Source organism: Sulfurospirillum cavolei (genome assembly GCF_001548055.1).
In the GTDB taxonomy this organism is placed as follows: Bacteria; Campylobacterota; Campylobacteria; order Campylobacterales; family Sulfurospirillaceae; genus Sulfurospirillum.
Genome location: NZ_AP014724.1, coordinates 733,154 through 755,721 on the forward strand (window position 1 = coordinate 733,154; position 22,568 = coordinate 755,721).

10 protein-coding genes, 4 tRNA genes and 4 rRNA genes are annotated in these 22,568 nt (G+C 38.1%); all 18 read left to right on the top strand.

The annotated features are described in order from the left end of the window. Window positions 1-332: 332 nt before the first annotated feature. Complete coding sequence (hsdR, locus tag UCH003_RS03775) at window positions 333-2,663, top strand: EcoAI/FtnUII family type I restriction enzme subunit R (protein ID WP_060825492.1); 2,331 nt, start codon at window positions 333-335, stop codon at window positions 2,661-2,663. Window positions 2,664-2,665: 2 nt separating this feature from the next. After that, on the top strand, window positions 2,666-4,417 hold the full coding sequence (locus UCH003_RS03780) for an ATP-dependent nuclease (protein ID WP_060825493.1): 1,752 nt from the start codon (window positions 2,666-2,668) through the stop codon (window positions 4,415-4,417). A 4-nt stretch (window positions 4,418-4,421) separates the two neighbouring features. Beyond that, a complete protein-coding gene (locus UCH003_RS03785; protein ID WP_060826931.1) occupies window positions 4,422-5,909 on the top strand; it encodes a type I restriction-modification system subunit M in 1,488 nt (495 codons plus the stop codon). Then, window positions 5,902-7,125, top strand: a complete 1,224-nt coding sequence (locus tag UCH003_RS03790; protein WP_060825494.1) for a restriction endonuclease subunit S — start codon at window positions 5,902-5,904, stop codon at window positions 7,123-7,125. The genes UCH003_RS03785 and UCH003_RS03790 overlap by 8 nt, the downstream gene beginning before the upstream one ends. A gap of 37 nt (window positions 7,126-7,162) precedes the next feature. Beyond that, window positions 7,163-9,880, top strand: a complete 2,718-nt coding sequence (locus UCH003_RS03795; RefSeq protein WP_060825495.1) for an ATP-dependent DNA helicase — start codon at window positions 7,163-7,165, stop codon at window positions 9,878-9,880. Window positions 9,881-10,337: 457 nt separating this feature from the next. Beyond that, window positions 10,338-10,562, top strand: coding sequence for a hypothetical protein (locus UCH003_RS03800; RefSeq protein WP_060825496.1), 225 nt, complete (start codon window positions 10,338-10,340; stop codon window positions 10,560-10,562). Between the two features lie 208 nt (window positions 10,563-10,770). Continuing rightward, window positions 10,771-11,340, top strand: a complete 570-nt coding sequence (locus UCH003_RS03805) for an aminodeoxychorismate/anthranilate synthase component II (protein ID WP_041962165.1) — start codon at window positions 10,771-10,773, stop codon at window positions 11,338-11,340. Further along, a complete protein-coding gene (locus UCH003_RS03810; protein ID WP_060825497.1) occupies window positions 11,337-12,527 on the top strand; it encodes a glycosyltransferase family 39 protein in 1,191 nt (396 codons plus the stop codon). The genes UCH003_RS03805 and UCH003_RS03810 overlap by 4 nt, the downstream gene beginning before the upstream one ends. An 11-nt stretch (window positions 12,528-12,538) precedes the next feature. After that, a complete protein-coding gene (locus tag UCH003_RS03815) occupies window positions 12,539-13,186 on the top strand; it encodes a pilus assembly FimT family protein (protein ID WP_060825498.1) in 648 nt (215 codons plus the stop codon). A 318-nt stretch (window positions 13,187-13,504) separates the two neighbouring features. Then, window positions 13,505-15,013, top strand: a 16S ribosomal RNA gene (locus tag UCH003_RS03820). 95 nt (window positions 15,014-15,108) lie between these two features. After that, window positions 15,109-15,185 (top strand) — tRNA-Ile (locus UCH003_RS03825). Between the two features lies 1 nt (window position 15,186). After that, a tRNA-Ala gene (locus UCH003_RS03830) sits at window positions 15,187-15,262 on the top strand. A 199-nt stretch (window positions 15,263-15,461) separates the two neighbouring features. Then, a 23S ribosomal RNA gene (locus tag UCH003_RS03835) occupies window positions 15,462-18,372 on the top strand. A gap of 136 nt (window positions 18,373-18,508) precedes the next feature. Continuing rightward, window positions 18,509-18,624: ribosomal RNA gene (gene rrf, locus UCH003_RS03840) — 5S ribosomal RNA — on the top strand. The 16S, 23S and 5S rRNA genes sit together here with 2 tRNA genes alongside, the layout of an rRNA operon. 263 nt (window positions 18,625-18,887) lie before the next feature. Continuing rightward, window positions 18,888-20,074, top strand: a protein-coding gene (locus UCH003_RS03850; protein ID WP_144440965.1) for an IS3 family transposase whose coding sequence is annotated in 2 segments (ribosomal slippage) — window positions 18,888-19,179 and window positions 19,179-20,074 — 1,188 coding nt in all. Because the reading frame shifts where the segments join, the coding sequence is not laid out codon by codon here. Window positions 20,075-20,660: 586 nt separating this feature from the next. After that, a 16S ribosomal RNA gene (locus tag UCH003_RS03855) occupies window positions 20,661-22,169 on the top strand. A 95-nt stretch (window positions 22,170-22,264) separates the two neighbouring features. After that, window positions 22,265-22,341 (top strand) — tRNA-Ile (locus UCH003_RS03860). A 1-nt stretch (window position 22,342) separates the two neighbouring features. Then, window positions 22,343-22,418, top strand: a tRNA-Ala gene (locus tag UCH003_RS03865). The last annotated feature ends 150 nt before the right edge of the window (window positions 22,419-22,568 follow it).

The following is a 22,568-nucleotide window of genomic DNA, read 5'->3' on the forward strand; positions in this document are numbered from 1 at the left end:
ATCTCTTTAGAGATATATCACTATTTTATTCGAAAACTAACACCACACTATCGGACGTAATATATATGGCTGTTTTATTCGGAAAGAAAATTTTCCTACACTCCTATTCACTATCGTTCATATTATAAGCGTTTTCTTTACATGAAATGTAATTTTATCCCTTTACATAACCTCTTTAGAGGTAATAGGGCTTTTCTTTACATATGAATAATTTTGTTATCAATTGTTATATATAAGCATTTTATTAACAAGTTTATTAAAAAAATCAAACATATTGGTATTCATTTAGCTATAATCAGTATTAATTAACTATGATTGGTAATTGGATACAGATGGGATATTCGGAATCAGACACACGCTCAAAAATAATTGACCCTAAAATCAAGCAAAGTGGTTGGCAAGAAAACAGCATCATTCGTGAGTATCACTTCACAGATGGAAGAAAGCTCATTGGTAATAAACGAGGTAAAAGATACTTTGTTGATTATCTTCTCACTTTTAAAAATACCAACTTAGCCATCATCGAAGCCAAAGCAGAAGATAAAGATCCACTGGATGGCTTACAACAATCTATCAATTATGCTGAAAAACTCAAAATTGATTTTGTCTATTCAACCAATGGGCATAAGATTTATGAACACTCTTTGATTGAAGGCAAGGGAAGCTTTATTGAAGAGTATCCAACACCAAATGAACTGTTTGAACGAAAATTCGGTGTCATTGATAGCAAAAAAGAGAGCATTATCACCTATCCATTTCACATTGAAGGCACTCTGAAACCTCGTTTTTATCAACAAATTGCTGTTCAAAAGACTATTGAAGCCATAGCAAACTATCAAGATAGAATTCTTCTTACCTTAGCCACAGGCACAGGAAAAACCTACATTGCTTTTCAAATTGTATATCGCTTATTTCAATCAAAATGGAATAAAGACGGAAATGATAGACGCCCTAAAATTCTTTTCTTAGCCGATAGAAATGTTTTAGCTGACCAAGCCTTTAACACCTTTAATCCATTGGAAAAAGACATTATAAGGCTCAATGGTAAAGAGATAAAAAAACGCAATGGTAAAGTACCGACCAATGCCAATGTATTTTTTGCTATTTATCAGTCCATTGCTGATTGTGTAGATATAAGTGAAGTTTCAGAAGAAGATAGTGAAGATGATGTGGGTGGTTATTATAGACAATACCCTAAAAACTTTTTTGATTTAGTAATCATTGATGAGTGCCATAGAGGAAGTGCAAACGATGAAAGCAGTTGGAGACATATATTAGAACATTTCAATAGTGCTGTTCATATAGGTTTAACTGCCACACCTAAAAGAGACGACAATGGCGATACTTATAAATATTTTGGAGAGCCTATTTATGAATACTCTTTAAAAGATGGTATCAATGATGGCTTCTTAACCCCTTACAAAGTCAAACGCATTCAAACCAATATTGATGAATACAAATTTGACCCCAATGATATTATCACCGGTGAGCTTGAAAAGCAAATTGTCACATTAGATGACTTTGAAAAAAATGTCATCATTCCAAAACGAACTGAACTCTTAGCCAAAACGATTTTAGAAAATATCAATCCCTTAGATAAAACCATTGTCTTTTGTGTCAATCAAAAACATGCCATGGATATGAAAGTAGCCATTGATAGCTACAAAACTATCAAGGACAATCACTACTGTGTCAGGGTAACTTCGGATGAGGGAGAAATAGGACGAGCTTTCTTAGAAGCTTTTCAAAATAATGATAAAGATATACCAGCCATTCTCACTTCTTCAAAAATGCTCACCACAGGAGTGGATGCTAAAAATGTGAGAAATGTAGTTTTAACCGCACCTATTCGCTCCATAACAGAGTTTAAACAGATCATTGGAAGAGGAACAAGGGTATATGAAGGTAAAGACTTTTTTACAATTATAGACTTCGTTGGTGCAACCAATCTTTTTTATGATGAGAGATGGGATGGTATTCCTGAAAATCCAATACCTCTAACGCCGCCAAGTGGTGGAAAAGGTGAAGAAGAAACACCACCACCAAGAGGAGAAAATACTCCACCAGATAAGCCACAACCACTAAAAGATAAAGTAACCATTGATGTTAAAGGCAAAAAACTTAAAGTCATCAATATTGAAACAACCTATGTAGGAGAGGATGGAAGGCCTCTTAAAACAGATGCCTACTTAGAACTTCTTATCGGTATTTTGGGCAAATTTTATAACAATGAAGAAGAGCTTCGTGAGATTTGGAGTCATCCTAAAAATAGAAAAGACCTACTTCATAAACTAAGAGAAATGAATATCGATGAAGCGCAATTAGAAGACTTAAAGCAAATCTTTGAGGCTGAAAATAGTGATATTTACGATGTCTTAGCGCACCTTTCATTTAACCTTGACATTAAAACACGTAATGAACGAGTTTTAGCCGTTGAAAATTCTTCTTTTGTGGAAAAATACCACACTGAAAAAGCAAAACAATTTATCGAGTTTATCTTGGAACGCTATAAAAAAGATGGCGTTAAAGAGTTGGAAGAAGATAAGCTCAGTAAATTGATAGAACTGAGTGGCTTTGAGAAAAATGAACTTAAAATGTCTTTTGGAAATTATAATCTTAGAGATGAATATTTTGGGTTACAAAAAGAAATTTATAAGGATTAATTTTGAAGATAGAAAAAATAGTTTTAAATAATTTTAAATCATTTGACAAATTAACATTTGATTGTAATCAAAATTTGAATGTGCTAATAGGTGAAAACAATATTGGTAAAACAACAATATTTGATGCAATATTATTATGGTATTTTGGATATTCATTACTTATAACTGCTGATGGCAATTCATTTTACAAAAAGAACAACTACAATTCTTTAAATATAAATTTCAATAAACTTTTAATTTTTCGTATAGTTAATACAATCGATCTTTTTTTTGATCATAAACAACCTTTATCTATTGCACTCATAGTCAATGATATGGGTACATCATATGAATTAAAAATAGAATTTGAAATGCCTACAATTGAAGATTCTTATATTAGAATTAGAAATCATCAATCATTAGAAGATTTTTATGCATTTGCTGAAAAATGCAAACAATCTGGATTAAAATTAAGAGATATTGTATCTATATCATTTGCAAAGCCTGTTTCATTTATTGAACGTGAAGAATTGTTTTTAAATAAAGGACAAATAGCAAGAAAATCTTATTTAGGAAAAAATTACGAAACATTAAGAAATAAGATAATTAACACACAGGTTAATAGAAAATTCGACTATTTAGAACAGAAATTACAAAATATCCTTGGAGTGGAATGTAGTATATTTTATAAAAACAACAATAGAGATGATGATGAATTTATTAAATTATTCATCAAACTTGGTACTCAAAAAGAAATAGATATTTCTTTAGTGGGCAGTGGAATTCTTCACATTTTTGAGATTTTTGCATCTTTATATGTAAAAGAAAAAAATGAAAATGGATTAAATATCATTTTAATAGATGAACCTGACTCTCATATTCATGCTGACTTACAAGTGAAAGTATTAGAAGAATTACAATCAGAACAAAATAGACAAATTTTTGTCATAACACATAATGATAGGCTTATAGAAAAGACTAGTGATGGTGAATTATTTTATATAAATCAGTATATAAAAGATACAAAGATATTAAAAGCATCTTCTATAGATGAATATCATTTAATTAAACAAGGACTTTCAAGTTTATTCCCAATAATAGAAGAAGATCGTACACCATTAATTATTACCGAAGGAAAAACTGATTGGAAACACATGAAAGCGGCATTAGAATATTTTCACACTATTAATAAATTCTCAATTTTAAATTTTTCTTTCTTTGAATACGAAAATGACCCACAAATGGGTGATTCTCAGTTACAAACTTTATTAAAAGAGTTAGCTAAAATTCCGAGAGAAAATATTATTATTGGTATTTTTGATTGTGATACCGCGATCGGACAAAAATATTTAGATCCGTCGCACCAACAATTATCTGAAAAAGTATTCGCTTTTGCTATCCCTATACCTGATTACAGATCATATCATGACGGAATTAGTGTTGAATTTTTATACCCTGACAGTGATTTGAAAAAGATTGATAGTAATAATCGAAGGATTTATCTTTCTGATGAATTTTCAGATAAAGGACGCTTAATAGAAGATAAAACTATTAGTATTTTAAATGCAGACAAAATCAAGGCTAAGATTTCAAGAGAAAAAAGCATAGTGATAGATAGTAATGTAATTGATTTAGATGAACATAATATTGCACTAACGAAAAATGATTTTGCAGAAAATGTTCTTTATAAAAAGCAAGGATTTGAAAATATGGATTTTTTAGGATTTGAAGACATTTTTAATAACATTGAAGCTATTATTGAAAGAAGAATATAAGTCTATGGAATCAAAAATAAACCGTATTATAGATAGACTGTGGAAAGACGATGGCATTAGTGGTGCCATGCAATACACCGAACAAATTTCTTGGATACTCTTTTTAAAATTTTTAAATGACTTAGAAGAAACAAAAAATGACGATGCTGAACTTGATGGTAAAACATACACTTACATTTTGGATGAGCCATTTAGGTGGAACACATGGGCGTGTCCTAAAACCAAAGAGAAAAAGTTAGACGTTATCAACGCTAAAAGTGGTGGTGACTTGCTTGATTTTGTCAATAAAGAGCTTTTCCCTTATCTTAAATCTTTTAAGTCTATCACTGAAAATCCAAAATCCGTCAAGTATAAAATCGGTGCTATCTTTGAGTATTTGGAAAACAGAATTGCCAATGGTCATACCTTGCGTGAGGTGCTTGATATTATCGATGAGATGAATTTTCAAACCCATACCGATACCTTTGAAATGTCCCTTATCTATGAAAAACTTCTAAAAGACATGGGAGGAAGCGGCACATCAGGAGAGTTTTATACGCCAAGAGCTTTGATTAAAACTATTGTCGATGTGGTCAATCCTCAAATTGGCGAAAAAGTCTATGATCCAGCCGTTGGAAGTTGTGGCTTTTTGATAGAAGCATACAACCATATCCGTTATGAAGATGTAGAACAAAACAAACAAAAAACACTCTCTGTCACGCAATTAGAGTTTTTAAATGAAGAGACGTTTTATGGAAATGAAAAGACCCCTTTGGCATATATCATGGGTGTTATGAATATGATTTTGCATGGCATCGAATCACCCAATATTGCTAAGTCAAATACACTTACAAAAGACATACGAAACATTGAAGAAAAAGACAGATATGAGTGCATCTTAGCCAATCCCCCTTTTGGAGGCAAAGAAAACGAGCAAATCCAACTCAACTTCCCTGTAAAAACAAATGCCACTGAACTTCTCTTTTTGCAACATATGATGAAGAGTTTAAAATTGGGTGGAAGGTGTGGTGTAGTCATCCCAGAAGGTGTATTGTTTCAAACCAATAATGCCTTTCAATCCGTCAAAAAAGAGCTATTAGAGCGTTTCAATGTTCATACTATCCTTTCACTTCCAAGTGGTGTTTTCTTGCCATACAGTGGTGTTAAAACCAATGTCCTCTTTTTTGATAGAAAAGGAAGCACGAGTGATATCTTTTACTACGAGATCAATCCTCCCTACAAACTTACAAAAAATAAGCCTATCGCATATGAGCACTTTCAAGAGTTTTTGGAGAGTTGGCAAGAACGAAAAATCACTGAAAATAGTTGGGTAGTCAATGTCACTGACATCAAAGACTTTGACATTAGTGCTAAAAATCCCAATAAAGCAGAAGCTATCGAGCATAAATCACCGATTGAATTGGTTGAAAATATCAAAGTCAATAATCAAGAAATAAACGATTTAATGGACGAGATAGAGGTTATTCTTATCGGGAAAGATATCAATGGATGAATTGTATCAATTGCCTGATGGGTGGGAGTGGAAAAGATTCGATGATATTGCGTTCATTAAAGGTGGAAAGAGAGTTCCAAAGGGAAAAAAATTAACTGAACAAAAAACAGCCTATCCATACATAAGGGTATCTGATTTTAGAGATGATGGGACAATTGATACTTCAAAAATCCAATATATAACAGAAGATATTTATCATACAATTAAAAACTATACCATCACATGTAAAGATTTATATATAAGTATTGCTGGAACCATTGGCAAAACAGGTATTGTTCCAAAAGAGCTGAATGGATCCAATCTGACTGAAAATGCAGTTAAATTAGTCTATAAGCTTCTAGATATTGAGAATACATACGTTTATTTTTTTACCTTATCATCATTTTTTAAAGAACAAGCAGGATTAGCAACAAAAATAGTTGCTATGCCGAAATTAGCCATAACAAGATTAGCTGAAATAAAAATCCCTCTTCCTCCACAGCAAGAACAACAACGCATTGTGACAAAACTTGATACGCTTTTTGAAAAAATAGACAAAGCTATTGCTTTACATGTAAAAAATATGGAAGAAGCCGATGGCTTTATGGCAAGTGTTTTAAATGAAGTTTTTAGCGAGTTGGAAGAGAAATATGAAAAAATAACATTTGATAAAGTATGCAAGAAGATAACCGATGGTAGTCATAATCCACCACAAGGCATTGAGAATAGTGAATATATTATGCTTAGTTCTAAAAATATATTTAATGGTTTGATTAATTTTGATAATCCTCGTTATCTATCAGAAAAAGATTTTAATATTGAGAATAAAAGAACAGATATAAAAATAGGAGATGTGCTTTTAACTATTGTTGGCACAATTGGCAGAACAGCTGTTGTTGATTTTAATAAGAAATTTACCTTGCAACGAAGTGTTGCTGTTTTAAAACCAAATCGTGATATTTTGAACTCATATTTTTTAATGTATTCCCTACAAAAAAATTTAAATGTATTAGTCAATGGAGCACAAGGTGCAGCTCAAAAAGGTATCTATTTAAATTCTGTAAAAAAATTAGAAATCGTTAATACTCCTATATCACTTCAACAGAAAATTGTTACCTATTTAGATGACATATCATTTAAAATTGAGCATGTAAAAAAAGTCCAAAAAGAAAAAATGGAAAGCCTTAAAGCACTCAAAGCCTCGATTTTAGATAGTGCTTTTCGTGGTGAGTTATGATATGCGGATAACTAAAATATTTTAAAAGGCAGGTATTATGATGAAGATTGATACTGCGATATTAACAACAAGTCAGAACATTTGTAAAAACATTGATAGATTTGATGCTTCTGAAAGAGGGCTATTGTCTCAAAATATTTTGTCGCAACTTCGAAATTTTGTTGAATATATAGCGATAAAACTCTATGCTAATGGAAATGATATAGACCCAAATACATATCAAAACAATACCCAAGCTCTTGAATTTATACACACAAGAGGCAACTATCGATTTTTAAGCAAATTTCATGCACTACTTCAAATTTCAGCATCTCACTACACACTTGATGAGGGGCAATCCGAAAGGCTTATGTTAAAGTATTATGAGTATTTGTTGAGAATAAAAATTTTTCTTAGTGAAAAGTATGCTCTTGAAGTGCTTGATAATATAGAAAAATTCCCGCTCAATAATGATTCTAAGCTTATGGAGTATTATGAAAAAATTGCTGATAGGCTTGATAAAATTCCATTAAAACAAGTTGATAGAATAAGTAGTGATCGTTTTTATATACAAAAAATAAAACCATTTTTTATCAATCATAAGATTTATTATGAAGTCACATTTACGATTGCAAGTGATTATACAAGTAAATTTGATAGGATTATTGCATTTACCAAGTTAGATATGTCTCATAATTACGCTGTAAAACTTTCTATTAGACATGATGGAATAAAAATCATGGGAAAGACAATGCCTATTCGTGTTATTGATGATTGGGAAGTGTCAGTGCGCCCATGTGAGCTTGATAACTATGCAGATTTATTTGGAAGTCATACAAGAATCACCGGTAGTGGTGCTGAGTATCGTGAATTAATGTCTTTTCTTACAGAAACAAGAATGAGCTTTGTTGATTTAGTTGTTTCTTCTGATAGTTATTTTGCCCATATAAAAGAATTAATAACCAAGCATGCAAAAGCATTGCATTTTTTTGAAGTTTTGGAAAAAAGTCGAGAAATTATTAAGACAAATAAGGCTGGAGCAAATATCATTAGATATTTGTTATTTAAACTCAACAATAAAGTTATAAGAGCACAATTTACAAATGAAGCATGCGGAAGACTATCATATTTGTTTTTAGAATATGGCTGTATCCCTTTTGATCAGATGCCTTTTGCTACATCTCTTATGAACCATAATCCAAAACTTTCAGATTTGTTTGAATGTTTAAACCCTTCTGGGCGTGAACATGAGCTTTTTGCAAGGCTTATCAAGAACAATACAGAAAACAATGGGATATTGTATACCACTAAAAAAGACATGAGTGGATTTGAGAATGTAGATACACTTATAGCTAAATATAATAAAGCTCTATACAAAACACATGGTCACCGTAAAATTGAAGAATACAAAGAGCATTTTTTCATCAAAGGCTATGAAGAAGATTGCATTGCTATTATCCAAAAATTACAAGAGTTGTCCACAAGTGGAATTGGTGATTACAGAAACTCTGTTGAATCTTGGTTGCAAGATAGTTCTAATCATGAAATTGATTGTGATGAAAAGAAAGCAGCCTTAAAGCAAATGTTCGAGGACTCTTATGTATCTTTGATATATGGTTCTGCAGGAACTGGTAAATCTACCTTGATTAATCATATATCTAAATTTTTTAATGATGAAGTAAAGATTTATATCGCAAATACCAACCCTGCTGTTGATAATCTAAGGCGTAAAGTTAAAACTAACAATAGCTCTTTTAAAACGATAAAAAAATTTTTAGCCAAAAAACATGAAATGAAATGTGATGTCTTGATTATTGATGAGTGTAGTACGGTTAATAATGCTGATATGAAAAAAATTCTTGAGAATGCAAAATTTAGATTGCTTATTTTAGTAGGAGATACATTTCAAATTGAATCAATTGTCTTTGGTAATTGGTTTAACATTGCTCGTTTTTTCTTACCTTCAAAATCAGTTTCTGAGCTTACTAGGCCATATAGGACTACCAATCCAGCACTTCTTACTGTTTGGGATAAAGTAAGAAAGCTTGACGATGCTATGCTTGAACCTTTGGTTAAAAATGACTATTCTGTCGAATTAGATGAATCAATTTTTGAACGTTCCGATGATGACCAAATTATTCTATGTCTTGCTTACGATGGACTTTATGGTATCAATAATATTAATCGGTTTTTACAAGGAAACAATCCAAATAAAGCTATTTCATGGGGTATTAATATCTATAAAGTTGATGATCCTATCTTGTTTAATGAGTCTAATCGATTCGCCCCTTTGATTTACAATAATTTGAAAGGAAAAATTGTTGGCATTGAACGGTCAGAAAATGAAATCCAATTTGATATCGAAATTGATAAAGCAATAAATGAGTTTCAAGCAGAAGAGTATGATTTTGAACTTATCGGTATTTCTGAAAAGCGAAATTCGATTATCAGATTTATAGTCCATAAAAATGGAAATGTAGATGAAGATGATGATATGCCCTCTGAAGCTGTTGTGCCTTTTCAAATTGCATATGCTATTTCAATTCATAAAGCACAAGGTTTGGAATATAGCTCTGTAAAAGTTATCATTAATGATGGAATTGAGGAACTTGTCACTCATAATATTTTTTATACGGCGATTACACGAGCAAAAGAAAAATTAAAAATATATTGGACTCCTGAAACAGAAAAACGAGTTTTACAAAATTTAAAAATTAGAGATGATAAAAAAGATGCAAGGCTTTTAGCGCTCAAATATAATTTAACTTTCATATAATTCAAAATTTTTGTGAAAAAATGAAACAGTTTTTAAAGAACTATATTTTTTGTGATATGGTGACAATTTAAAGTTTTTTTAATAATTTTGTCAATAACGGTATTGTCATTTTATAAAAAATGTTGTTTTTTAGGCAATTAGTGGACAAAATCCTTAAAATAGCCATGTCTTTTTTTAAGGATAAATTTATGTTTTACTTGTTTTAATAACTTCATCTGCTAAATTTATTCATAGCAGGTTGCATTATTGTAGACTAAAACATAATGGAGGATAATATTTGCATAAAAGCCTAATCTAAATTTTTTGATTAGTGTGTAATATGTCTGATTGATTAAAAATACGAAAGTATAGTTTCGTGAATGGAACGTATAAGGCTTTGTATAAAATAACAAAGCAATAATGGAGGAAAATAATAACTTAGTTAACATAATGCATTCATCAAAAAGGATGCCATTTGATGGATGATCAATTTTTAATAAACAAATTAATAGAAGAGTATGGATTTACTCTTTCAAAACAAGAGTTGGCTGAAGTGCTTAATATCAGTATAACAACTGTGGATAGGAGACGCTTTCAAAATCCAGAGCTTTTGCCTCCCTCTAAAAAACTAGGGGTAGGAGTTCGTGCTCGTGTCGTTTTTCCAGTACATGGAGTAGCAATTTATTTAAGTCAAACACAGTAATTGCGTTTAATTGAGAGGAGGAAGCTTTTTCCTTCTCTTCTTTGTATATTCTTCAAACATGATATTAATCAAAAAGCAACGCAAAAATTGATACAATATGACCATATATAGTGTTTAGGGTAGAAATAGGGTAGAAATCTTAGAACTCTAAAAAGGTATATAGGAGAAAAGGCTCTTTACGAGGGAGCTTTCAAGGGATGTGTAGAAAATGGTATTAATGATCGATAATTACGATAGTTTTACGTACAACATCGTGCAATATTGTTTAGAACTCGGAGCCGATCTTAAGGTTATTCGAAACGACGAGTTGAGCGTTGAAGAGATCGAAGCGTTGCATCCGGAAAAAATTATCATTTCCCCGGGGCCCGCAACTCCCAACGAAGCGGGCGTGAGTTTGGACGTTATTCGATATTTCGGCGGTAAAATCCCTATTCTGGGTATTTGTCTAGGACACCAAGCTATCGGACAGGCGTTCGGGGCGAAAGTCGTTCGCGCCAAACGTATGATGCACGGTAAAACTTCTCAAACCAAACAGCTTCACAACAGTTGTTTATTTGCAGGATTGCCTGAAGAATTTACGACGACACGTTACCATTCGCTCATCGTGGAGCAAGAAGGGCTTCCCGAGTGTGTGATTCCTACGGCGTACAGTACCGACGACCACGAGATTATGGCGTTGCAAATCAAAGATAAACCCATCTACGGCGTTCAGTTTCACCCCGAGTCTATTTTGAGTGAACACGGTCATGCCATTTTAAATAACTTTTTAAAACTATGAGAGAGCGTCTTTTTCTCGGACTCATCTTACTTTTCAGTGCCGCGGCGTTGATGTTTGAGACGCAAACGCTTTCGATTAGCTACGACGAAGCCGAGATTTATTTCAACGCCCATACGATCGTGCATTATTTGGCGCATGCTTCGACGAGTCTTTTGGGACAAAATGATTTGGCGTTACGTTTGCCGTCCATCATTTTGCATTTACTTTCGATCTTTTTGCTTTATAAAATCGGAAAATTATTTTTAAAAAGAACGATCGATCGCATTATCGCCGTGGCGATTTATGCGTTTCTTCCGGGCGTCAATAGTGCGGCGTTACTGGTCAATCAAGGCAGTCTTGTCATCTTCTTAACGCTTCTTTTTACGTATTGCTATCTCAAAGAGTATAAAGTCGCTTCACATGTCATCTTGATCGGCTCGCTTTTTGTCGATAATTCGTTTGCGATTTTTTACATTGCTTTGTTCATTTATGCGTTGATGCAGAAAAAAACCGACTTGGCGATTTTGACGCTAATCTTGTTTAGTGCGGCGATGTATCTGTACGGTTTTGACACGGGAGGAAAGCCTAAGGGCTACTTCGTCGATACGCTCGGTATTTACGCGGCCGTATTTTCCCCGTTGCTGTTTCTCTATTTTGTGTATGCGATGTACCGTATTTTGATTAAAGAAGAGAAAAATCTTCTATGGTACATCTCGTTTATCTCCTTGATTGTTTCGTTTATTTTGTCGCTTCGTCAGCGTTTGGCATTGGAAGATTTTGCGCCGTTTGTCGTTTTGTCCGTTCCGTTGATGGTTAAAGTCTTTTTTAACAGCTATCGCGTGCGCTTACCGCAATTTCGCAAATGGCATACTTTGGTCTTCGGGTTGATCCTGGCCACGCTTGTGTGCAATACGGTTTTAAGTTATTTACACAAACCGCTATACTACTTTTTGGAAAATCCGTCGCGTAATTTTGCTATCAAATACCACATCGCTAAAGAGTTGGCGCAAGCTTTACATGAAAAAGGCATCGATAAAATTATTCTCAAGGACGACAAACTCTCCTTGCGTTTGAAATTTTACGGTATTCAAAGCGGCGGTTTCGTCAAACTTAGCCCTCAAAAAGAGGTAGATGAAGGGTTTGAACAAATCGATATCGTTTATGTCGGAAAAGTCGTCAAAACATTTTACTTATACAGGCTAGGCTAAAAGAGGCTCGCATGAAAAAAGCATTCACGATGTTGGAATTGGTTTTTGTCATTGTCGTCGTAGGCATTCTCTCCTATATGGTAGCCTCAAGCTTCACGCGCAACCCCCTCCGCGAAGCCGCCGATCAACTGGTAAGCCACATACGCTATACACAACACTTGGCGATGATGGATGATAAGTTTGATGTGAATGATGCAACTTGGTACCAGGAACGATGGCAAATAGTGTTTAACTCAGATGCTAATACTTATAATCAGTGGGCTTACACGATTTTTTCCGATGGCAATAAAAATGCAAATCCAAATCTTACGTTAAACGAAGTTGCTCTTAACCCTTTAGATCCTGCGAAATACCTTACTGGAGGATATACGGGAATTATTTTTTCTGACGGTGTAGGCGCTACGCAAGAGATGAATTTAGGAATGAAGTATGGAGTCTCTACAATAACTTTTAATGCGGCATGCCAGTTTGGCGGAAGCCAACGAATATCGTTTGATTATTTGGGACGGCCGCTTAAAGGAGTTCCTAGTGGATTTGGAGCAATTTACCAAAGGAATAGAATGATTACGGCTCAATGCCAGATCACATTAACCGATGTGTCCGGTAATGCAATCATTATTGCAATAGAACCGGAAACAGGGTATACGCATATTTTGTAGCCTTTCTTTTCTTTAACCTTTTTTTAAGGAGTCTGGGTATATAATTTCGTCCTCGTTTGAGAGAACGGGGTTAAAGAGAAGCCCCCAAAGTAGGGGATTAGCTTCACGTTCATTACCATTTTAACAATGTCAAATTCAATCTTTGAAATCTAAATAAGCGACCGAGCTAGGACGCAAACATGTAAGAGATTATCAACTCTTCGGAATAAAAGAGATAAATCAAACTTCATTTATGAAGGATACAAAGGGCAGAAGCTTTGCTTCGTGCTTTAGTATTTGGTTCTTTAGCAAAGGTTTCCTTTGCGCTAAAAGAACATTTTAATGGAGAGTTTGATCCTGGCTCAGAGTGAACGCTGGCGGCGTGCTTAACACATGCAAGTCGAACGGATGAAATAAGCTTGCTTATTTCGTTAGTGGCGCACGGGTGAGTAATGTATAGCTAACCTGCCCTTTAGTGGGGGACAACAGTTGGAAACGACTGCTAATACCCCATACTCCAGCCTATCAAAAGGTAGGTTGGGAAAGATTTATTGCTAAAGGATGGGGCTTTATGGTATCAGCTAGTTGGTGGGGTAACGGCCTACCAAGGCAATGACGCCTACCTGGTCTGAGAGGATGATCAGGCACACTGGAACTGAGACACGGTCCAGACTCCTACGGGAGGCAGCAGTGGGGAATATTGCACAATGGGGGAAACCCTGATGCAGCAACGCCGCGTGGAGGATGACGCATTTCGGTGTGTAAACTCCTTTTATAAGGGAAGATAATGACGGTACCTTATGAATAAGCACCGGCTAACTCCGTGCCAGCAGCCGCGGTAATACGGAGGGTGCAAGCGTTACTCGGAATCACTGGGCGTAAAGGATGCGTAGGCTGTAATATAAGTCAGAAGTGAAATCCAACGGCTTAACCGTTGAACTGCTTTTGAAACTGTTTTACTAGAATATGGGAGAGGTAGATGGAATTGGTGGTGTAGGGGTAAAATCCGTAGATATCACCAGGAATACCGATTGCGAAGGCGATCTACTGGAACATTATTGACGCTGAGGCATGAAAGCGTGGGGAGCAAACAGGATTAGATACCCTGGTAGTCCACGCCCTAAACGATGCACACTAGTTGTTGCGATGCTAGTCATTGCAGTAATGCACTTAACAGATTAAGTGTGCCGCCTGGGGAGTACGGTCGCAAGATTAAAACTCAAAGGAATAGACGGGGACCCGCACAAGCGGTGGAGCATGTGGTTTAATTCGAAGATACACGAAGAACCTTACCTGGGCTTGATATCCTTGGAATCTTGTAGAGATACGAGAGTGCTAGTTTACTAGAACCAAGAGACAGGTGCTGCACGGCTGTCGTCAGCTCGTGTCGTGAGATGTTGGGTTAAGTCCCGCAACGAGCGCAACCCTCGTGATTAGTTGCTAACAGTTCGGCTGAGCACTCTAATCAGACTGCCTTCGCAAGGAGGAGGAAGGTGAGGACGACGTCAAGTCATCATGGCCCTTATGCCCAGGGCTACACACGTGCTACAATGGCGCGTACAAAGAGAGGCGATACCGCGAGGTGGAGCAAATCTTAAAAACGCGTCTCAGTTCGGATTGGAGTCTGCAACTCGACTCCATGAAGCTGGAATCGCTAGTAATCGTAGATCAGATATGCTACGGTGAATACGTTCCCGGGTCTTGTACTCACCGCCCGTCACACCATGGGAGTTGAATTCACCCGAAGCCGGAATACTAAACTAGTTACCGACCACGGTGGGTTCAGCGACTGGGGTGAAGTCGTAACAAGGTAACCGTAGGAGAACCTGCGGTTGGATCACCTCCTTTCTAGAGTATAAGAGACACTATCTCACAATGGTGTCTCGGCGAGAATAGCTTGGTTGCTTATTTAGTTTTGAGAGATTGAAGAAATGAATGAAAAGGGGCTTATAGCTCAGGTGGTTAGAGCGTACCCCTGATAAGGGTAAGGTCAGAGGTTCGAGTCCTCTTAAGCCCACCATGGGGAATTAGCTCAGCTGGGAGAGCGCCTGCTTTGCACGCAGGAGGTCAGCGGTTCGATCCCGCTATTCTCCACCATTTTTTATGGACATTGTAAAACGAGAGAAAGAAGTTTAATATCAGTTCTTACATGTAAGAGTTGATATTAGACTTTTTTAGTCTAAAGTTATTTAATTTAATATTGTCAAAGTCAACAAAACGCAAAAAAACAATTTACAACTTGTTGAATGTTTCATTACATTTAATAAGGGAGTGAAATGTGCATTAGAATACAAATAGGTAAGCTATTAAGAGCGAATGGTGGATGCCTAGGCTGTAAGAGGCGATGAAGGACGTACTAGACTGCGAAAAGTTACGGGGAGCCGTCAAGAGGCTTTGATCCGTAAGTATCCGAATGGGGCAACCCAGCTGATAGTGATATCAGTTACCCTGCGGGGGGCGAACCTGGCGAAGTGAAACATCTCAGTAGCCAGAGGAGAAGAAATCAAATAGAGATTCCGATAGTAGCGGCGAGCGAACTTGGAAGAGGGCAAACCTGTTGCTTGCAACAGGGGTTGTAGGACTGCGTTGTAGAATGATGATAGATAGTAGAGTAACCTGGAAAGGTTAACCATAGCGGGTGATAGTCCCATATACGAAATCTAGATTCATCTTAGCAGTATCCTGAGTAGGGCGGAACACGTGGTATTCTGTCTGAAGCCGGGAGGACCACCTCCCAACCCTAAATACTACTTACAGACCGATAGTGAACCAGTACCGTGAGGGAAAGGTGAAAAGAACCCCAGTGAGGGGAGTGAAATAGAACCTGAAACCATTTGCTTACAATCATTCAGAGCCCTATGATTTATCAGGGTGATGGACTGCCTTTTGCATAATGAGCCTGCGAGTTGTGGTATCTGGCGAGGTTAAGAAAACTCGGAGCCGTAGCGAAAGCGAGTCTTAATAGGGCGAATTAGTCAGATGCTGCAGACCCGAAGCGAAGTGATCTATCCATGAGCAGGTTGAAGCTGGTGTAAGAGCTAGTGGAGGACCGAACTCGCTGACGTTGAAAAGTCTTGGGATGACTTGTGGATAGGGGTGAAAGGCCAATCAAACTTCGTGATAGCTGGTTCTCTCCGAAATATATTTAGGTATAGCGTCATGTTGTAGTATACGGGGGTAGAGCACTGATTGGGCTAGGGCCTATACCAAGGTACCAAACCCTGTCAAACTCCGAATACCGTATATGTAATCATGGCAGTCAGGCGGCGGGTGATAAAATGCGTCGTCAAAAGGGGAACAACCCAGACTACCAGCTAAGGTCCCTAAGTGATAACTCAGTGGAAAACGATGTGGAGTTGCTTAAACAACCAGGAGGTTGGCTTAGAAGCAGCCATCCTTTAAAGAAAGCGTAACAGCTCACTGGTCTAGCGATTCTGCGCGGAAAATATAACGGGGCTAAAGTTATCCACCGAAGCTGTAGATTCTACATAGTAGAGTGGTAGGAGAGCGTTCTAGTCAGCATTGAAGGTGTACCGGTAAGGAGCGCTGGAGCGGCTAGAAGTGAGTATGCAGGCATGAGTAGCGATAAAACGGGTGAGAATCCCGTTCGCCGAAAACCCAAGGTTTCCTACGCGATGTTCGTCATCGTAGGGTTAGTCGGGACCTAAGTCGAGTCCGAAAGGGGTAGTCGATGGAAAGTTGGTTAATATTCCAACACCAATAATAGAGCGCGATGGAAGGACGCTTAGGGCTAAACGAGGCAACTGATGGAATAGTTGTTCGAAGGGTGTAGATTAGATGATAGGCAAATCCGTCATCTTTTATTCGAGACCCGACAGGCACTTGATGCTCTTCGGAGTGGATGGTGAATCGTTGATGCCGTCGAGCCAAGAAAAGTTTCTAAGTATATCTGTTATTGCTCGTACCGTAAACCGACACAGGTGGGTGAGATGAGTATTCTAAGGCGCGTGGAAGAAATCTGGTTAAGGAACTCTGCAAAATAGCACCGTATCTTCGGTATAAGGTGTGCCTCCTTCTGTATATGGACTTGCTCCAAAAAGCGGAAAAGGTTGCAACAAAGAGTCCCTCCCGACTGTTTACCAAAAACACAGCACTCTGCTAACTCGTAAGAGGATGTATAGGGTGTGACGCCTGCCCGGTGCTGGAAGGTTAATTGATGTGGTTAGCGCAAGCGAAGCCATTGATCGAAGCCCCAGTAAACGGCGGCCGTAACTATAACGGTCCTAAGGTAGCGAAATTCCTTGTCGATTAAATATCGACCTGCATGAATGGCGTAACGAGATGGGAGCTGTCTCGACCAGGAATCCAGTGAAATTGTAGTGGAGGTGAAAATTCCTCCTACCCGCGGCAAGACGGAAAGACCCCGTGGACCTTTACTATAGCTTGACACTGCTGTTGGGATAAAGATGTGCAGGATAGGTGGGAGGCTTTGAGGGTGTGACGCCAGTTGCACCTGAGCCATTGTTGAGATACCACTCTTCTTTATTCTGATAGCTAACTGGGACATATTATCTATGTTCAGGACAATGTCTGGTGGGTAGTTTGACTGGGGCGGTCGCCTCCTAAAAAGTAACGGAGGCTTACAAAGGTTGGCTCAGAACGGTTGGAAATCGTTCGTAGAGTATAATGGTACAAGCCAGCTTGACTGTGAGAGATACACCTCGAGCAGAGACGAAAGTCGGTCATAGTGATCCGGTGGTTCTGTGTGGAAGGGCCATCGCTCAAAGGATAAAAGGTACCCCGGGGATAACAGGCTGATCTCCCCCAAGAGCTCACATCGACGGGGAGGTTTGGCACCTCGATGTCGGCTCATCGCATCCTGGGGCTGGAGCAGGTCCCAAGGGTATGGCTGTTCGCCATTTAAAGCGGTACGCGAGCTGGGTTCAGAACGTCGTGAGACAGTTCGGTCCCTATCTGCCGTGGGCGTAGGAAAGTTGAGGAGAGTTGACCCTAGTACGAGAGGACCGGGTCGAACGAACCACTGGTGTACGGGTTGTTCTGCCAAGAGCATCGCCCGGTAGCTATGTTCGGATGTGATAACCGCTGAAAGCATCTAAGCGGGAAGCCAACTCCAAGATGAACTTTCCCTGAAGACCTCATGAAGACTACATGTTTGATAGGCTGGGTGTGTAATGGGTGAGAGCCCTTTAGCTGACCAGTACTAATAGGTCGTTTGGCTTATTCTATATTAACGTATGATAATGCTATTTCACTTCCTTATTAAGTGTAAAGCGCTTTGTTGACAGACAATACTAAAATCACCGAAAGAATGGTGAATTAAGCCTATTTCGCTATAATGCGACAATAGATTTAATTCACGATTCTGGTGGCTATTGAGAAGAGGAAACGCCCTGTCCCATTTCGAACCAGGAAGCTAAGCTCTTCATCGCCGATAATACTCTCTCTTACTGAGATGGAAACGTAGGTCGCCGCCAGTTCTCGTGATTCCTTACTCTTTACCTTCTTGCCTATAATTCGTGTTTCATTTAATCACCGTTTCCTTTTTTAACTAACCTTATTCAATATCTTGTTTCCAGAATATATCTCTATATATCCATGTCTCATTCTGACGCTATATTTGTACGATTCCTCTATTCTTCTGTATATATACCTTCTCTTTCTATCTATAAAAATGATCTGGTTACACTAAATGATACACAGAGATGATAGAATTTCTGTAAATCATAAAGAGGATAAACGTATGTCAGGGAGAGTACAAAGATATACCCAAGAATTTAAAGATTCAGCGATACAGTTGGCATTAAACAGTGAGAAATCTGCGATGGTAATTGCCAAAGAGTTGGGGATGAGTGAGAAGACTTTATATGCATGGTTACGTCAATATCGTCAGAAGCATCATTTGGAATCTCCAATGATTGTACGTTCTTCAATCAACCATCATGCCAAAGAGAGCGTGGAAGAAGAGAACAAGCGCTTGCGTAAAGAGAATGCCCGTTTAAAGATGGAAAGAGATATCTTAAAAAAGGCAGCGGCGTTCTTCGCAAACGAAGCTCATTGAAGTACGCCTGGATCAAAGAGCATTGCAACGAATTCAATGTTGCATCAATGTGTCATATATTAGAGGTATCAAGGAACTGTTATTATCGATGGCTTCGTATTGAAAAACAAGAAGATACTTTTTTAAATACGATGATCAAGGATATTTTTCTTGGAACCTATCAAACCTATGGCACGCGTCGTCTAAAAAAAAGACTTGAGCAACTCTATGGCTTGATCGTTTCTCGTAGACGAATTGCAAGGATTATGAAAAAATTAGGACTCAGTTGTCGCAATAAACGTCGTTTTAGAGTGCTTACCACCAATTCCAATCATACGTATGCCATTGCCCCTAATCGAATACAACAAGACTTTTATACATCAACGCCCGATCAAATGTATGTGGGCGATATCACCTATATTCCGACACAAGAAGGGTGGCTGTATTTAGCGGTTGTAATTGATTTATATTCGAGAAGAGTCATCGGGTGGTCTATGGATACACATATGAGTTCCATGCTTGTCAATGATGCTTTATTTATGGCACTTAAAAAGCGTAATCCTCCTCATGGTGTTATCTGGCATACCGATCGCGGCAGTCAATATGCTTCTGATGCTCACAAAGCCTTACTTAAGGAATATGGCATCGTTCAGAGTATGAGTGCTAAGGGAAACTGTTACGATAATGCTGTTGCTGAGAGTTTTTTTCACTCGCTAAAAACCGAACTGACACATCACATGAAATTTGAAACAAGGAGCCAAGCCAATCAAGCAATATTTGAATATATTGAAGTGTTTTACAATAGACAGAGGTTACACTCAAGTAATGGCTATTTATCTCCGGTAGATTTTGAAAATAGATACTTGTTACAAAACAACATCAGTGCTTAGACATTTTCTTTTCTGTGTATCATAAACTGTTGACAGATCAGTAAGATACTTCTTGGAATTACAAAACAATGAGGTGTCCACGGATTGAATTCTCGTCTACTCATTTGGGGTCATTCCAGTTTTTTAATGTATGACATAGTGATTTTGAATTGATTTTCTGTAGAAAATCATTAGTAAAATAGCCTATTTGTGTTTATTTCATTAGTTGTTATCAAGTCATTTTGGTGTTAATTAAGCTCAAAAAACTCATTTTAAATTTATTTCTTATTTTGTTCAAATTTTAACCTTTTTTTAAGGAGTCTGGGTATATAATTTCGTCCTCGTTTGAGAGAACGGGGTTAAAGAGAAGCCCCCAAAGTAGGGGATTAGCTTCACGTTCATTACTATTTTAACAATGTCAAATTCAATCTTTGAAATCTAAATAAGCGACCGAGCTAGGACGCAAACATGTAAGAGATTATCAACTCTTCGGAATAAAAGAGATAAATCAAACTTCATTTATGAAGGATACAAAGGGCAGAAGCTTTGCTTCGTGCTTTAGTATTTGGTTCTTTAGCAAAGGTTTCCTTTGCGCTAAAAGAACATTTTAATGGAGAGTTTGATCCTGGCTCAGAGTGAACGCTGGCGGCGTGCTTAACACATGCAAGTCGAACGGATGAAATAAGCTTGCTTATTTCGTTAGTGGCGCACGGGTGAGTAATGTATAGCTAACCTGCCCTTTAGTGGGGGACAACAGTTGGAAACGACTGCTAATACCCCATACTCCAGCCTATCAAAAGGTAGGTTGGGAAAGATTTATTGCTAAAGGATGGGGCTTTATGGTATCAGCTAGTTGGTGGGGTAACGGCCTACCAAGGCAATGACGCCTACCTGGTCTGAGAGGATGATCAGGCACACTGGAACTGAGACACGGTCCAGACTCCTACGGGAGGCAGCAGTGGGGAATATTGCACAATGGGGGAAACCCTGATGCAGCAACGCCGCGTGGAGGATGACGCATTTCGGTGTGTAAACTCCTTTTATAAGGGAAGATAATGACGGTACCTTATGAATAAGCACCGGCTAACTCCGTGCCAGCAGCCGCGGTAATACGGAGGGTGCAAGCGTTACTCGGAATCACTGGGCGTAAAGGATGCGTAGGCTGTAATATAAGTCAGAAGTGAAATCCAACGGCTTAACCGTTGAACTGCTTTTGAAACTGTTTTACTAGAATATGGGAGAGGTAGATGGAATTGGTGGTGTAGGGGTAAAATCCGTAGATATCACCAGGAATACCGATTGCGAAGGCGATCTACTGGAACATTATTGACGCTGAGGCATGAAAGCGTGGGGAGCAAACAGGATTAGATACCCTGGTAGTCCACGCCCTAAACGATGCACACTAGTTGTTGCGATGCTAGTCATTGCAGTAATGCACTTAACAGATTAAGTGTGCCGCCTGGGGAGTACGGTCGCAAGATTAAAACTCAAAGGAATAGACGGGGACCCGCACAAGCGGTGGAGCATGTGGTTTAATTCGAAGATACACGAAGAACCTTACCTGGGCTTGATATCCTTGGAATCTTGTAGAGATACGAGAGTGCTAGTTTACTAGAACCAAGAGACAGGTGCTGCACGGCTGTCGTCAGCTCGTGTCGTGAGATGTTGGGTTAAGTCCCGCAACGAGCGCAACCCTCGTGATTAGTTGCTAACAGTTCGGCTGAGCACTCTAATCAGACTGCCTTCGCAAGGAGGAGGAAGGTGAGGACGACGTCAAGTCATCATGGCCCTTATGCCCAGGGCTACACACGTGCTACAATGGCGCGTACAAAGAGAGGCGATACCGCGAGGTGGAGCAAATCTTAAAAACGCGTCTCAGTTCGGATTGGAGTCTGCAACTCGACTCCATGAAGCTGGAATCGCTAGTAATCGTAGATCAGATATGCTACGGTGAATACGTTCCCGGGTCTTGTACTCACCGCCCGTCACACCATGGGAGTTGAATTCACCCGAAGCCGGAATACTAAACTAGTTACCGACCACGGTGGGTTCAGCGACTGGGGTGAAGTCGTAACAAGGTAACCGTAGGAGAACCTGCGGTTGGATCACCTCCTTTCTAGAGTATAAGAGACACTATCTCACAATGGTGTCTCGGCGAGAATAGCTTGGTTGCTTATTTAGTTTTGAGAGATTGAAGAAATGAATGAAAAGGGGCTTATAGCTCAGGTGGTTAGAGCGTACCCCTGATAAGGGTAAGGTCAGAGGTTCGAGTCCTCTTAAGCCCACCATGGGGAATTAGCTCAGCTGGGAGAGCGCCTGCTTTGCACGCAGGAGGTCAGCGGTTCGATCCCGCTATTCTCCACCATTTTTTATGGACATTGTAAAACGAGAGAAAGAAGTTTAATATCAGTTCTTACATGTAAGAGTTGATATTAGACTTTTTTAGTCTAAAGTTATTTAATTTAATATTGTCAAAGTCAACAAAACGCAAAAAAACAATTTACAACTTGTTGAA